Raw genomic sequence first — 15,409 nt, 5'->3', positions numbered from 1 at the left:
GTTGGGGGCGTCGCCCTACACTCCCCTGACGTCATCCCAGCGAAAGCTGGGAACGGCATAATCCCGAAGAGCTGTCGAACAGATCGTGCCATTGCGGATTATCTTTTTCGATCCGTTCGATCTTCCATGCGCGTTTCCAGGCTTTCATCGCCTTTTCCCGCGCGATCGCTTCGATCATTGTTTCATGCCACTCTGCAAGTACAAGTCGCGTCAACCCGTAACGGCGACAAAATGCCGAACCCTGGCCGGCGCGATGCTGTGCAATCCGCGCGACCAGATTTGCGGTCACGCCGATATAAATAACGCCGCAGCGCCTGTTCGTGAGTATGTAGACCCAGCCGCCCATCCAAACGCGGTAGTCAATCCTGAAAGCGATCCCAGCTTTCGCTGGGATGACGACGGAGAGGATGCCATCCCATTAGGTAACAGTTCGCTGTCCAATAACCGCCGCGCCGCGCGAACCCGTCTCGAATTTCGCGCCCGCGCGCCCTAGATACGCCCAATGCCCCCCAGCAAAGCCGACCGTCCCGATCAGCCCAACGCCGCATCGCGTTTCAACGAAGAAGCGCAGACCTATACGGTGCGCGGTGCGGACAAGCCCGACCTGGAAACCGGGGTCGCGGCGATCCGCAATGTGCTGGCGACGCTGCCAGCGCGGCCCGGCGTGTATCGGATGCAGGATTCGCGCGGCGAAGTGCTGTATGTGGGTAAGGCGCGCGCGCTGAAGAATCGCGTCACCAACTATACGCAGGTGGCGCGGCTGTCGAAGCGGTTGCAGCGCATGGTTGCGCAGACGCGCGGCATGACAATCGTCACGACGAATAACGAGGCGGAAGCGCTGCTGCTCGAAGCGCAGCTCATCAAACGCTATCGCCCCGCCTACAACGTGCTGCTGCGCGACGACAAAAGCTTTCCCTTCATCCTGCTGCGCGCGGATCATGATTTTCCGCGCATCCAGAAACATCGCGGGGCGCGGCGGGCGAAGGGCAATTATTACGGCCCCTTCGCCAGCGCGGGCAGCGTCAACAACACGCTGAACGCGTTGCAGAAACTGTTCCTGCTGCGAAGCTGCACCGACAGTTTCTTCAACAATCGCGACCGGCCGTGCCTGCTCTATCAAATCAAGCGCTGTTCGGCGCCATGCGTCGGGCGAATCGACGAAGCGGGCTATGCCGAGCTGGTGGCCGATGCGAAGGAGTTCCTCGCCGGCAAATCGACGCGGGTGCAGGAAAAGCTGGGTGTGCAGATGGAGGAAGCGAGCGCACGGCTCGATTTCGAACATGCCGCGCTCCTTCGCGATCGCCTCCGCGCGCTCACCTTCATTCAGGGGACTCAGGCTATCAATGCCGAAGGCGTGGGCGATGCCGACATCTTCGCGCTCGCGTGCAAGGAAGGCGTGATCGGCATCCAGGCTTTTTTCATTCGCGGCGGGCAGAATTGGGGCCATCGCAGCTTCTTTCCACAGCACACAAACGATGTGCCCGAAGACGAGGTGCTGCAAAGTTTCCTCGTCCAGTTTTACGAAGAGGTGCCGCCACCCAAAAACATCTTCGTCGATCGCGATCTTGGCGAAAGCGCGCTGCTCGCCGAAGCGCTGGGCGAACGCGCCGGGCACCGCGTGGCGATCAGCGTGCCGCAGCGCGGCGACCGCCGCCGCCTGATCGAGCAGGCAAAGCGCAACGCCATCGAAGCGCTCGAACGCCGTCTCGCCGAATCGACGACGCAGGCAAAGCTGCTGCGCGAGGTCGCCGACCTGTTCGAACTCGACGGACCGCCAGACCGGATCGAAGTCTATGACAACAGCCATATTCAGGGGACGAACGCGCTGGGCGCGATGATTGTCGCGGGGCCGGAAGGGTATCGCAAGAACCAGTATCGCAAGTTCAACATCAAGCGGAAGGAGACCGCGCCGGGCGACGATTATGCGATGATGCGCGAAGTGCTCACCCGCAGGTTCGCGCGCGCGCAGTCGGAGGACCCGGACCGCGATCGCGGCGACTGGCCCGACCTCGTCCTGCTCGACGGCGGCAAGGGCCAGCTTTCGACCGCAATGGAGGTGCTGGAGGACCTCGGCATCGAGGATGTGTGCATGGTCGGCGTGGCGAAGGGGCCGCATCACGGGCGCGAGGGGCGCGAGGTGTTCCACATGATGGACGGGCGCGAATTTACCCTGCCGGTCAATTCGCCGACGCTTTTCTATTTGCAGCGGTTGCGCGACGAAGTGCACCGCTTCGCCATCGGCGCGCATCGGCAGAAACGGGCAAAGGCGATGGGCGCAAGCCCGCTCGACGACGTGCCGGGTATCGGCCCGTCGCGCAAAAAGGCGCTGCTGATGCATTTCGGCACCGCGCGCGCGGTGCGCAACGCCAGCCTGGAGGATTTGCAGCGCGCGCCGGGGGTGAGCAAGGGCGTCGCCCGGACGGTGTACGATTTTTATCACGCGCGATAGGCCGTGCGCTCTTTGCGGCGCCGCGGTCAGTCGCTAGGCTACGAAACACAAAGAAATTTCACCCCTGGGGGCCTGATGATCCCGCGCGCGTTTGCCGCTTCCGTTGTTCTGCTTGCACCTGCCGTCGCCCATGCCGGTACCACGCCGCTTTACAAGCCCGCCCCCGACTGGGTCGCGTCCGCTCCGCCGATCGATGCGAGCGACCTCGACGATTCCTCCCCCATCTTCCTGCGCTACGACCAGCAGCAACGGGTCGAGGATGGCCGCGTATGGACCTATTCGGACAACGCGATCCGCATCGCCAACGGTCAGATGCTGGCGCAGGCGGGCACGCTCACACTGCCATGGCAACCCGATGGGGGCGACCTGATCATCCATGGCGTCGAGATCATTCGCGGCGACCAGCATATCGACCTGCTGGCCAAGGGCGCTAAGTTCACCGTGCTCCGCCGTGAAGAGGCGCTGGAGCAGCTTCAGCTCAACGGCATCCTGACCGCCACCTTGCAGGCGGAGGGGCTTCGTGTCGGCGATGTGCTGCACGTCACCGCTTCCACCACGCGCAAGGACCCGGCGCTTCAGGGCAATGCCCAGACGCTGATGCCGTTGATGTCGCTGCCGATGCGCGCGCGGTTCGGCCGTGCGATCCTGAGCTGGCCCGAGGGGCTGGACCTGCGCTGGAAATCCTATCGCGACATCGATGCGCAGCCGGTGACGAAGAACGGCTATCGCACGCTGGAAATCAAGCTGCCACTGGCGAAGCCCGACGACATGCCCGCCGACGCGCCCAAACGCTTCCAGCCGCTTTCGCTGCTGGAGGCTTCGACCTTTGACAGCTGGGCACAGGTATCGGCGGTGATGGCGCCGCTGTACGCGACGAAGGGCACGATCGCGCCGGGCAGCCCGCTTGCCGCCGAGGTGGCGCGGATCAAGGCGGCGAGCAGCGATCCGAAAACCCGCGCGGCGATGGCGCTGCGGCTGGTGCAGGACAAGGTGCGTTACCTGTTCAACGGTATGGATGGCGGCAATTACGATCCGCAATCGCCGTCAGACACCTGGCGGCTGCGCTATGGCGATTGCAAGGCGAAGACGCTGCTGCTGCTCGCGCTGCTTCACGAACTCGATATCGAATCACAACCGGTTCTGGCGAGCACCGAACTGGGCGACCTTGTGCCCGAGCGGTTGCCCAGCGCGGCGGCGTTCAACCATGTGCTGGTCCGCGCGAAGGTGGGCGGAGAGACGCTGTGGCTAGACGGGACGAAGAGCGGCGACCGGCTGGTCGACATCGCGGACACCCCCGATTTCGGCACGGTGCTTCCGGTACAGGCGTCGGGCGCGGCGCTGCAAAAGATCGATATGCGCTATCCCGCGCAGCCAGACCTGAAGGTCGATGTGACGCTGGACGAGCGTGCGGGGCTGGACTTCCCCGCGCTGTACGATGTCGCGATCACCTTTCGCGGGCCGACCGCCGAACTCGTCTCGACCGCCTGGTCGCAGGGCGATGACGAACAGAAACGCCAGCTCGTAAACCGCTCGGTTGGCGCGGCGGTGGGCGATTCGCTGCTCGCGACCAAATCGCTCGAACGCCCCGAAGGCGATGCCGGAACGGTGATCCTGCATGCGAAAGGCCTGGCCGCGACGGGATGGGAAAAGCAGAATGACCGTTATCGCATGTCGCTCGACCATGCGGTGAACGAGATTGATTTCGATCCCGACCGCGCGAAGCAGGCGTGGCGCAAAATTCCGGTGCAGCTGAAGGCGCCGGGCGGTCAGGTGGTGCGCACCCGGATCGAACTGCCGGCCGAAGCGAAGGGGGTGACGCTGGAGGGCGACAGCAAACTTCCCGAAACGCTCGCCGGCTACCGGCTGAAACGCGATGTCAACGTGTCCGACGGCGTGCTGACCATCGAAGACAGCGTCCTGTCGCGCGGCGGGGAGATCGCGCCCGACCAGTTCGCCGATGTCCGCGCGGCGGTGGCGCTCGCCAAATCGCGCATGCTCGAAGCGGTCGCGCCGGCGGACTATCCCGCGCCATGGGAAATGATCCGCAGCGGCAGGAAGGACGGGCGGTTCAAGCCGATCCTCGATACCTATGCGAAGGTGATCGCCGATAATCCCGACGATGCCTCTCACTATGCGGCGCGCGCGCATTTTCTGGGCGCGATTTACGACTGGCAGGGCGCGATCGCCGATCTGGACCATGCCATCGACCTTGAACCCACATCGGATCGCTATCTGTGGCGTGCGGGGCTGCTCCACACGATCGGCGCGGATGACAAGGCGCTCGCCGATGCGGAAGCCGCACGCAAGCTCGACCCCGGCTCGACCGGCGTGCTGGCGCAGCTGGCGACGCTCTATGCCGAAACCGGCGATCCGCAAAAGGGGCTCGACCTGGTGTCCGAACGCATCGCGCTGGGCGGCGACGACCGCCAGCCGCTGATGATTGTGAAGAGCGACCTGCTGAGCCGCGAAGGCAAGGCGAAGGAAGCGATCGCCACGATCGACACCGCGCTTGACGAACATCCCGGCCGCCCGGTGCTGTTCAATCAGCGCTGCTGGATCAAGGGGACGATGAACGTCGAACTGGCCAGCGCGTTGAAGGATTGCACCAAATCGATCGAATTGGACGATCAGCCCTCGGCCGCGCTGGACAGCCGCGCAATGGTGTATTTCCGCATGGGCCGGATGGACGACGCGCTCGCCGACCTCAACGCCGCGCTCGACATCGCACCGGGCCGCCCGGCCAGCATGTTCATGCGCGGAATCATCCACGAACGGATGGGCGACAAAAAGGCTGCTGCGTCCGATCTTGCCGCCGCGCGCGCTGCCCAGCCGACTATCGACAAGGATTATGCCCGCTACGGAATAAAACCGTAATCGCCTCGCGCGGAATATTTGCCAAATATTCACGGCTCGTTCCTAGGGCGAAGCCATGGCGACATCCGTATTCCTGACGGTCGATACCGAATTTGCCTGGCGACACCATGTCGAAGGACTGACGCCCGATGAAATCGTCCGCCGGTCGTTTCAACCGGCGGGCGTCGGTATCGGCTGGCAATTACGGCGTCTTGCTGCGCATCGCCTGAAGGCGGTGTTCTTCGTCGATCCCATGCCGGCGCTTGTCTTCGGCCTTGATCCGTTTCGGCGGATCGTGGGGGAGATATTGGAGGCGGGGCAGCGGGTGCAGCTTCACCTTCACCCCAATTGGGCAGGCGCGCGTGCGGGCGATGGCGGCGCGTCGCATGGCGGCTTCGCGCTCAGCGAATATGACCGGCAGGCGCAGTGCGATCTGATCGGGCAGGCCCGCGAACTGCTGATGGCGGCTGGCGCGCCCCGGCCGGTGGCGTTCCGGGCGGGAAGCTATGCCGCGAACGGCAGCACGCTCGATGCGCTCGCCGATCTCGGTTTCCTCTACGACAGTTCGCACAATGGCAGCGACCATCCCGATCCCAGCGCGATCGACCTGCCGCCGCGCCAGATCGCGCCGGTCGCGCATCGCGGCGTGATCGAAGTGCCGGTCACGGTGATCGAGGACCTGCCCGGAAGGCTTCGCCATTTTCAGATTTGCGCGCTTTCGGCCGCCGAAATGGCCGCTGCGCTCGATCATGCCGCGACGAACGACCATGCTGTCGTCACGATCGTCAGCCATGGTTTCGAACTTGCCAATCGCGACGGAACGCAGGCGAACGGCATTCATGTCGGCCGGTTCGAATCGCTGTGCGGGATGCTGGAAGAGCGCGCCGACATCGCGCCGACGCGCTGGTTTTCGGAACGTCCCGATCTGACGCTCGCCGATCCATCGGTCGAAGGCGGGGACGAACCGCTCGCGCCCAGCCTGCTGCGCACCGGGCTGCGTCAGGTGCAGCAGCTATGGTCGAACTTGGTAGAGGAACGCGCGGCATGAGCCCTGCGGCCCCGCTGCCGCTGCGGTTTCAGGTGGGGGCGAGGACGCTCTTCAGCCTTGAGCGCACGCTGGTGCGGGTGGCTCTGTCGCTGGACGATGTACTGAACGACCGGGCACCCGTGCTCCCCCCGCTTCCCGGCGACGCGCACGGCTATCTTGTGACGTCGCTCCCCGCCGACCGCTTGCTCGCGCTTACCGCCGCCCGGTCGGGCGACATCGCCTTTATCCGCCAGCGCTATGTCCGCTATCATGTCGATCTCACCATCGGCTTCGATGCCTGGCTCGCCGGGTTGTCGGCGAATGTCCGCTCGCAATTGCGGCGAAAGACGAAGCGGCTTGCCGCGCGGTCGGGCGGCGCGCCCGATATCCGCGCCTGCCGCACCCCTGACGAGATGGCGGCATTCCATACAATCGCGCGCGGGGTCGCGGCTAAGACCTATCAGGAACTGCTCATGGGGGCGGGGATTCCCGGCCACAGCGCCTTTACCGACCAAATGGCGCGCCTCGCCGCCGCCGACCAGGTGCGCGGCTGGCTGCTGTATATCGATGGCGAACCGGCGGCGTATCTTTATTGTCCCGTCCGTGGCGACACGCTGATTTACGAATATGTCGGGCATGATCCGGCGTTCAGTGCGCTGTCGCCCGGCATGGTCCTGCAATTCGCGGCGTTCGAACAGCTTTTTGCCGAAGACAGCTTCCGCCGCTTTGATTTTACCGAGGGCGAGGGACAGCACAAGCGGCAGATGGCGAGCAGCGGCATCGATTGTCTCGACCTGCTGCTGCTCCGCGGTTCGTTTCCGAACCGGGCGCTCATCGCTGCGCTGGGCGGGTTCGACCATGGCGTCGGTGCGGTCAAGAAATGGATCGAAGCGACGCCGCTCGGCTCGCTGGCAAAGCGCATCCGGCGCGGCTGAAATCGACCGCGCGCGAGTAATTTCCCCGCTCGCGATTTCGCCCTAGAACGAACCGATATGCAGCTTCGCGCCCCCGCCATCATCCTGTCGGTTCGCAGCCATGGCGAACATGGCGCGATCGTGCGCGCCCTGACCGAACGGGCGGGCGTGCAGGCGGGCTATGTTCGCGGCGGCCATTCGCGCCGCCTGCGTCCGGTCTTGCAACCGGCCAATGCGGTGGTCGGTGAATGGCGCGCACGCACCGAAGGCGCGCTTGCCGAGCTGACCGTCGAACTGACCGACAGCCGCGCGCCGCTTTATGGCGAACCGCTCGCGGCGGCAGCGCTCGATTGGGTCAGCGTACTCACCGCCGCGACGCTGCCCGAAGGACAGCCCTATCCACAGCTTTACGCCGCGCTCGATGGCGTCATCGCCGCGATCGCTGCAGCGCCCAGCGCGCGCGGATGGGCGGCGGCGCTGGTGCGCTATGAATTGCTGATGCTCGCCGCGATGGGTTTTGGACTGGACCTGTCGACATGTGCGGTAACCGGTCGGGCCGACAAGCTGATATATGTCAGCCCCAAAAGCGGCCGTGCGGTCAGTGGCGCTGGCGCGCAAGGATATGAAGACCGATTGCTGCGCCTGCCCGCATTTTTGACCGAAGGCGGCCCGGCAATATGGCTGGACATATTGGACGGGCTTGCGCTTACCGGCCATTTCCTTGCGCGTGACTTGCTGATCGACCGGCGCCGCGATGTGCCGGGCGCGCGCGAACGGCTGGTCGAACGGCTGAAAAGGGCGGTTGCGTGATCGTCCCTGCGCGGGCACATCGGCGCGCGTAAGCAAGCAGCGGAGATGGTGATGGCGTTGATCGCGATTTTGCCCGGTGACGGGATCGGCCCCGAAGTCACGCGAGAGGCGCGTCGCGTTCTCGAACAGGTCGGCGATTTCGACTTTGAGGAAGCGTCCGTCGGCGGCGCTGCGTATCGCGAAACCGGCCATCCGCTGCCCGACGCCACGCTGGCGCTCGCCAAACGGTCGGACGCGGTGCTGTTCGGCGCGATTGGCGATCCCGAATTCGAATCGCTCGAACGTTCGTTGCGTCCCGAAGCGGCGCTGCTCGGCATCCGCAAGGAACTTGGGCTTTTCGCCAATCTGCGCCCGGCAAAGCTGTTCGCGGGGCTTGAGGAAGCGTCCTCGCTCCGCCCCGAAATCGCGCGCAGCATCGACGTGATGATCGTGCGCGAACTCACCGGCGATGTCTATTTCGGGGAAAAGGGGCAGGGGACCACCGATGCGGGCCTTCGCGAAGGGCATGACCTGATGCGCTATGACGAAGCGGAGGTCGCCCGCATCGCGCGCGTCGGTTTCGAAACCGCGAAGCGTCGCAAAGGGCTGCTATGTTCGGTGGACAAGGCCAATGTCCTTGAAACCTCTCAGCTCTGGCGCGATGTGGTGATCGAAATTTCGGCTGAGTATCCCGATGTTTCGTTGAGCCATATGTATGTCGACAATGCCGCGATGCAGCTTGTCCGCGATCCGGGCCAGTTCGATGTAATCGTCACCGGAAACCTGTTCGGCGACATCCTGTCCGATCAGGCGAGCATGTGCGCCGGATCGATCGGGATGCTCCCCTCGGCCTCGCTCGCGGGGGAGGGCGGCCTTGGCATGTACGAACCGATTCACGGCAGCGCGCCCGACATCGCCGGACAGGGCAAGGCTAATCCGTGCGCAGCGATCCTTTCGGCGGCGATGCTGCTTCGCTATTCGCTGGGCATGACCGATGCCGCAGACCGGATCGAGGCGGCGGTGGCGAAGGCGATCGCCGACGGCGCGCGGACCGCCGATCTGGGGGGCACGCTGTCTACGGGCGCGATGGCCGACGCGGTGCTCGGGGCGCTTGCGTGACACGCCCTTTGGAGCTGGCGGTCGTCATTCCCGTGTTCAACGAATGCGCGAACGTCGCCCGGCTCATCGAGGGAATCGATGCCGCGCTTGCCGGACGGCGGTGGGAAGCGATCTTCGTCGATGACGACAGCCCCGACGGCACCGCCGACGCCGCGCGCGAGCTTGGCCGCACCGATCCGCGCGTCCGGGTGATCCAGCGGATCGGGCGACGCGGGCTTTCCACCGCCTGTATCGAGGGGATGTGCGCCACTGCCGCCCCGCTGGTCGCGGTGATCGACGGCGACCTTCAACATGACGAAACGCTGCTCCCCAGGATGGCTGACGCGCTGGAGGCCGATCCGGCGCTCGACGTCGTCATCGGATCGCGTTTTGTGGCGGGCGGCTCGACCGGCGAATGGGATCGCGACCGGGTGGCGAAATCGGCCTTTGCGACAAAGCTTGCCCGCGCCGTGCTGCGCGCCGATCTGTCCGACCCGATGAGCGGCTTTTTCATGATCCGCAGCCAGCTTGTTCGCGACCTCGTCCCCCGGCTGTCGGGAATCGGGTTCAAAATCCTGCTCGACATCATGACGGCCAGCCCGCGTCCGCTTGCCTTCAGTGAACTTCCCTATGTCTTTCGAACGCGTGCGGTGGGGGAGAGCAAGCTCGACCATGTCGTCGCGCTCGAATATCTCATCGCGCTGTATGATCGCAGTTTCGGGCGCTATGTGCCGGTGCGTTTCGCCATGTTCTCCGCGGTGGGCGCGATGGGTGCGGCGGTGCACATGGCGGTGCTTGCGCTGCTGTTCCGGCTGGCAGGCGTCGAATTCCTTACCGCCACCATATTCGCCACCGTGGCTGCGATGACGTTCAACTTCTTCCTCAACAACGCGCTCACCTATCGCGACCAGCGACTGCGCGGGATGCGCCAGCTTGTCGATGGCTGGGTATCGTTCTGCGTGGTGTGTTCGCTCGGCGCGGTCGCCAATGTCGGCGTCGCCGCGTTTCTGCACGATGTCCAGAACGGGTCATGGGCGGGCAGCGCGCTGGTCGGCGTGGTGGTTGCCGCGGTGTGGAACTTCGCGCTGTCCTCGCGCTTCACCTGGGGCCGGTATGGCCGCCGTGGCGCGGCCTGATCACCGCCAGGCGACGAACCAGGTCCAGTGGGTGAAGGATTGCTGCCCGGTCAGCGGCATCGCCGCGATGATGGGGTAGAAATACGCGAACATGGCGATTGCCGCCAGCGCGTACCACCATCCCGCATGTCGCCATCGTCCGCGCGCATACAGCCGGCACGACACTGGCAGCGCGACGCAAAGGAAGATGCTCGATAGATAGTAATAATAATAAAAGCCCAGCGATTTTGGGATGATGGCCCAGATGGCGAGCGATCCGATCCACAATCCCGCCGCGCCCAGCGCTTCGCCCGACCGCGTTCGCCACCAGCCGATCAGGCACGCCGCCACGCCGATCAGCCCGCCCCACATCACCACCGGATTGCCGATCAGCAGCACCCCGCGCCACACACCCATATCGGGTTCGTAGAAATACCAGATCGGCCGCGCGATGATCGGCCAGCCCCACCAGTCCGATTGATAGGGATGCGCTGGCAGCACCTGCGTCTGAAGCGCCCACATATCGAACTGGTACGGGATCAGCTTGCGAAGCGTCAGCGCGTCATGGGCGTAGAAAAAAGCAGGCAGGAACGTCGCGAAATAGACCGTGATGCTCACCAGCCCGAGGATCAGCAGCGCGGGCACCACGCCAATTCCCGCCCAGTGCCGCTGTCCTGCGTCACCCAGTGCGGTTGTCAGCGGCCGCCCGGCAACCCGTGCATCGCGCATCCGCACGAACAACAGCGTCATTCCCGCAAAAGCGACATAGGGCACCGCCGTCCACTTCACCGCCACGCCCAGCCCCAGCAGCACCGCCGTTACGATCAGCCGCCCGGGAACGCTGCGTGCCGGGCCGCGCATCGCCCACAGCATCGCGGCGATGGCGAGTACCACGAACATGCCCAGAAAGCCGTCGAGCATCCCGATTCGCGCTTGCACGAATATCATCTGGTTGACGATCGCCAGCACCGCTCCCAGCACGCCCGCCCGCCAGTCGCGGCAAAGCTGCCACAGTATCGCGAATACGCCGCTGACCGTTGCCGCACCCGCGATCGCCGAAAACAGCCGCCAGCCGATCGGATTGTCGCCGAACAGCGCGATTCCCGCCGCGATGATTTCCTTCGCCAGCAGCGGATGTTCCTGGTTCACCGCATGGTCGAGCGTCAGCAAGACCCGCGCCGCAGGAACATAATGCACCTCGTCGAACATCAGTTTCGCCGGGTGGCCCAGATTGATGAGGAACAGGATTTGTGCGGCAAGCCCCAGCAACAGGGCGGTCAGAAACGGGTGCTCGCGCAATCGGTTCAGCATTGGAAGCGGGCTGTAGCGGCTTTATCCGCCCCCCGCCATCGTCCGATGATATTGACGAGAGCAGCGCAAACCCTGCAAAGCGTGCCCCATGAAGCGCAATACCGGCCAAGACCGCAGCATCACCCGCCATTGGCGCCCCGCGACTCAAGCCGTGCGCGGCGGCACCGCCCGCAGCGAATGGGGCGAAACATCGGAGGCGATGTTCCTCACCTCGGGCTATGCCTATGACTGCGCGGGCGACGCCGCTGCGCGTTTCGCGGGCGATCAGCAGGGGATGACCTATTCGCGCCTGCAGAATCCCACGGTGGAGATGCTGGAACAGCGTATCGCGTTGATGGAGGGGGCGGATGCGTGCCGCGCCACGGCAAGCGGCATGGCGGCGATGACGGCGGCGTTGTTGTGCCAGCTCGAAACCGGCGATCACATTGTCGCGGGGCGCGCACTGTTCGGTTCCTGCCGCTGGCTCACCGATACGCTGCTGCCCAAATTCGGCATTTCGGCGACCAATGTCGACGCCCGCGATCCGCAGGCGTTCAAGGACGCGATCCGTCCTGAAACGAAGCTGTTCTTCTTCGAAACCCCCGCCAATCCGACGATGGATATCGTCGATCTGAAGGCGGTGTGCGACATTGCGAAGGAAAACGGCCTGCTGACCGTGGTCGACAATGCCTTTGCCACCTCAGCGCTTCAGCGGCCGATGGAATTCGGTGCGGATGTGGTTGCCTATTCGGCGACGAAGATGATGGACGGGCAGGGCCGCGTGCTTGCAGGCGCAGTGTGTGGATCGGAAAGCTTCATCAACGACGTTCTGCTTCCCTTCCATCGCAATACCGGCCCGACGCTGAGCGCGTTCAACGCCTGGGTGGTGCTCAAGGGGCTGGAAACGCTGGACCTGCGCATTCGTCGGCAAAGCGAAAATTCGCTGAAAGTCGGGGAGTTCCTCGAAACCCGCGTGCCGCGCATCCTTCATCCCGGCCTGAAAAGCCATCCACAGCACGATCTCGCCATGGCGCAGATGGCGGCGTGCGGATCGATCTTCTCGTTCGAGGTGGCGGACCGCAAACAGGCGCATGCGTTGCTCGATGCGCTCCAGCTTATCGATATATCGAACAATATCGGCGATTCGCGATCGCTGATGACTCATCCCGCCTCCACCACCCATTCGGGTGTGGCAGAGGACAAGCGCATTGAAATGGGAATTTCGGAAGGGATGCTTCGCTTCAATGTCGGGCTGGAAGACCCGCAGGATTTGATCGAGGATATCGATCAGGCGCTGACAAAGGCGGGATTGTGAAGGGACTGTTCGGATATCGGGCCGAAACGGGCGACCTCGCCGTATTGGTGTCGGTCAGCTATCTGCCCGAACAATCCGATCCGCAGCGCGGCCGCTGGTTCTGGGCCTATCATATCCGGATCGAAAATCACGGCGACACCTCGGTGCAACTGCTCAGCCGCATGTGGATTATCACCGATGGGCGCGGCGCGCGCCATTCGGTCGAGGGGGAGGGCGTTGTCGGCGAACAGCCGCTGATCGAACCGGGCGACAGCTTCGACTATGTTTCGGGTTGCCCGCTGTCGACGCCCACCGGATCGATGGAGGGCAGCTATCGGATGATCGACGAAAGCGGCGAGCAACTGGATGTCGCCATCCCCAAATTCGCGCTGATCGCGCCGGCGACCGCGCAATGACCGGGCGTGGGAACATTCGGTTCGAAACGAACGGTGGATATGCGCTGAAATGAAACGCACCCATCTTCCGCTTAACGGCCTTCGCGTGCTCGACGCTGCCGCCCGTCACCTTTCCTTCACCCGCGCCGCCGACGAACTCGCGGTCACCCCGGCGGCTGTCGGGCAGCAGATTCGCGCGCTCGAGGATACGCTGGGTGTGGTCCTGTTCCGCCGCACCACGCGCGGACTGGAACTGACTCAGGAGGGGGAGGCAGGACTCGACGCGCTGCGTACCGGCTTCCTGCAGTTCGAAGACGCGGTGCGTGCAATGCAGGCGGGCCAGTCGTCGAAATCGTTGACCATCGCTGCGCCGCGCGACCTGTCGGGCAAATGGCTGATGCCCCGGCTCGCCGAAATATCCGCTGCTGACGGCGAATTTCGCTTCGCCGTAATTCCCGCCGACGATATCGTCGATTTTACCGAGGCCAATCTCGATCTCGCCATCCGCTGGGGCGATGGGCCCGGCGATCATGAAGGCGAGGCGCTCGAATCGGACGGCATGGTTACCGTAGAACGCCCGGGCGGCGGCGCGGACATGCGCATTTCCTGGCCCGGCTGCCTCAGCGAGGATGCCCATTCGCTGGTGCGCGTCGGTGATGCCGGGCTGGCGATCGAAGCGGCTGCGTCCGGCCTTGGCCGCGCCACGGTTCCCGAATTGCTCGCCCGCGCCGATATCGCCGCCAATCGCGTTGCGATGGTGGGGGAGGCAAAGGCCGCGCGCTTCGGCTATTGGCTGGTCGCGCCCCTGCCGCAATGGCGCCAGGCCAAGGTGAAGGCGCTGGTCGACACGCTGGCCGGCTAGGATGCGTCGAAATTCTGCTCTGATGCCCGGAAAATGGCGCTTTTTGCGCTTTCCGATGTTCACGCATTTTAGGAGACCTGTGCGCGGATGGGCGTCTAGTGATGAAGCCGCCCGCTCATGACCGCATCTGTCCTGGTTCAGTCGCCGGGACGCACCGACATTGCCGGGGTCCAGACCGTATAGGTCCGGTTGGAGAAGATCGAATCGAGCACACCCATGGCAACGCCGGCAAGGCTCGTCAGGCCGCTGAACACGATTAGCAGCGGGCGAGCCCTGATCAGCAGACAGAATGCCAGAATCGCGATTGCAGCCGAACACAACAGGACAAATTTGGTCGTGCTTATGGCAAGATAGACTGCAAGCGCGCCCGTCAAGATTCCAGCGAGCGCAAAGAAGGGCGAAAGCCATTTGAGCAGCCGGTGCGAAACATACCCATAAAACGTGACGGCGGGCAGTTTGCGCAGGCGCGGCCACAGGGCGCGGTGCACGTTGAACGCCTGACACGCGATCCGCCGCTTGCGCCGAAACTCTTCTTCCCAGCGAACCGCGCTTCGTTCGTACACGACGACTTCGGGGGCGCTGATCACCCGATAGCCGCGCGTAAGCGCCGCAAGTGAAACGTAAAGATCGTCGATCAGATGTGGCGGTGCCGGTTCATAGGCGGCGCGGCGAATCATGAAAAAGGCGCCATCGACGCCGATGACCCCGGTGGTGGTGCTTTCGATCGCCTTGAGCGCTTCTTCGAAACGCCAGTACAGGGTTCCCGCGGCGCTGGTCGAGGTTTCGCCTGCGTTGCTGTAATCCAGCCGCCCGCTGACGCATCCGATTTGCGGATCGGCGAAATGGCTGGCCAGTTCGATAAGGCCGTCGACGGGCGTGACGACATTGCCGTCCGTGAAGCACATCAGTTCCGATTCACAACGCTGCATCAAGAGGTTCAACCCATAGGTCTTGCCGTTGCGATCGGTGCTCACGACGAGGTCGATCGCTTCTCCGAACTGGCGCAGTTGGCTCGCCGTATCGTCATCCGCACCGTCGACATAGATGTGGATGGAAGCGGCGGGACTATAGGCCGCTTTCATTTCAAGCAGGTTGCGCACCTTGGCAGTGATCACCTTGCCTTCATTGAACACCGACATGCACAGAGCGAGCGACGGGCGAAATTCACGATTTTGCGGCTTCGTCTCCTTGCGCGGCAACAGCAACATGGTGACCGGGTAAGTGATGAAAGGGTGAATGCTGATGAGGAGCGTCGCGATGGAAATTGCGAGCAGAATCAACAGCATTCCCAGAACTCTCTCCGTAGGAAGGGCAATATCCTCA

13 protein-coding genes are annotated in these 15,409 nt (G+C 63.9%); 10 read left to right on the top strand and 3 right to left on the bottom strand.

Annotated elements, in window-relative coordinates; all coding sequences use genetic code 11:
* Positions 1-31: 31 nt before the first annotated feature.
* Positions 32-346, bottom strand: coding sequence for a GIY-YIG nuclease family protein (locus KY084_RS13275; RefSeq protein WP_219238964.1), 315 nt, complete (start codon positions 344-346; stop codon positions 32-34).
* Positions 347-502: 156 nt separating this feature from the next.
* Here KY084_RS13275 and uvrC point away from each other — a divergent pair, with 156 nt between their 5' ends.
* From uvrC to KY084_RS13240, 7 genes are all read left to right on the top strand, one after another.
* Entirely contained in the window at positions 503-2,449 is a 1,947-nt protein-coding gene (uvrC, locus tag KY084_RS13270) for an excinuclease ABC subunit UvrC (protein ID WP_219238963.1), read from the top strand.
* 75 nt (positions 2,450-2,524) lie between these two features.
* The gene (locus tag KY084_RS13265; protein WP_219238962.1) at positions 2,525-5,323 is read left to right on the top strand and encodes a DUF3857 domain-containing protein; all 2,799 of its coding nucleotides are present in this window, start codon (positions 2,525-2,527) and stop codon (positions 5,321-5,323) included.
* Between the two features lie 55 nt (positions 5,324-5,378).
* Positions 5,379-6,350 (top strand): polysaccharide deacetylase family protein, encoded by a 972-nt coding sequence (locus KY084_RS13260; protein ID WP_219238961.1) that lies wholly within the window; start codon positions 5,379-5,381, stop codon positions 6,348-6,350.
* The gene (locus KY084_RS13255; protein ID WP_219238960.1) at positions 6,347-7,264 is read left to right on the top strand and encodes a GNAT family N-acetyltransferase; all 918 of its coding nucleotides are present in this window, start codon (positions 6,347-6,349) and stop codon (positions 7,262-7,264) included. The genes KY084_RS13260 and KY084_RS13255 overlap by 4 nt, the downstream gene beginning before the upstream one ends.
* Before the next feature lie 57 nt (positions 7,265-7,321).
* Positions 7,322-8,053 (top strand): DNA repair protein RecO, encoded by a 732-nt coding sequence (gene recO / locus KY084_RS13250; protein WP_219238959.1) that lies wholly within the window; start codon positions 7,322-7,324, stop codon positions 8,051-8,053.
* Between the two features lie 51 nt (positions 8,054-8,104).
* Entirely contained in the window at positions 8,105-9,151 is a 1,047-nt protein-coding gene (gene leuB, locus KY084_RS13245; protein ID WP_219239028.1) for a 3-isopropylmalate dehydrogenase, read from the top strand.
* Positions 9,148-10,266, top strand: coding sequence for a glycosyltransferase family 2 protein (locus KY084_RS13240; protein ID WP_219238958.1), 1,119 nt, complete (start codon positions 9,148-9,150; stop codon positions 10,264-10,266). The genes leuB and KY084_RS13240 overlap by 4 nt, the downstream gene beginning before the upstream one ends.
* Here the strand turns inward: KY084_RS13240 and KY084_RS13235 are convergent, their stop codons facing one another.
* The gene (locus KY084_RS13235; RefSeq protein ID WP_246587135.1) at positions 10,267-11,544 is read right to left on the bottom strand and encodes a phospholipid carrier-dependent glycosyltransferase; all 1,278 of its coding nucleotides are present in this window, start codon (positions 11,542-11,544) and stop codon (positions 10,267-10,269) included.
* Positions 11,545-11,644: 100 nt separating this feature from the next.
* On the opposite strand from KY084_RS13235, the gene KY084_RS13230 reads away from it, so the two are divergent.
* The 3 genes from KY084_RS13230 to KY084_RS13220 are packed head-to-tail and all read left to right on the top strand — an operon-like array spanning position 11,645 to position 14,086.
* The gene (locus KY084_RS13230; RefSeq protein ID WP_219238956.1) at positions 11,645-12,850 is read left to right on the top strand and encodes a trans-sulfuration enzyme family protein; all 1,206 of its coding nucleotides are present in this window, start codon (positions 11,645-11,647) and stop codon (positions 12,848-12,850) included.
* Complete coding sequence (apaG, locus tag KY084_RS13225; RefSeq protein ID WP_219238955.1) at positions 12,847-13,245, top strand: Co2+/Mg2+ efflux protein ApaG; 399 nt, start codon at positions 12,847-12,849, stop codon at positions 13,243-13,245. Before KY084_RS13230 ends, apaG begins: the two co-directional genes overlap by 4 nt.
* Before the next feature lie 49 nt (positions 13,246-13,294).
* Complete coding sequence (locus tag KY084_RS13220) at positions 13,295-14,086, top strand: LysR family transcriptional regulator (RefSeq protein WP_219238954.1); 792 nt, start codon at positions 13,295-13,297, stop codon at positions 14,084-14,086.
* A gap of 137 nt (positions 14,087-14,223) precedes the next feature.
* On the opposite strand, the gene KY084_RS13215 is transcribed toward KY084_RS13220, so the two are convergent.
* Positions 14,224-15,409, bottom strand: a 1,186-nt coding sequence (locus KY084_RS13215; RefSeq protein WP_219238953.1) for a glycosyltransferase, incomplete at its 5' end; no start/stop codon positions are given.

This window comes from Stakelama flava, assembly GCF_019351405.1.
In the GTDB taxonomy this organism is placed as follows: Bacteria; Pseudomonadota; Alphaproteobacteria; order Sphingomonadales; family Sphingomonadaceae; genus Sphingomonas; species Sphingomonas flava_A.
This window is presented reverse-complemented; position numbering and strand designations above follow the sequence as displayed.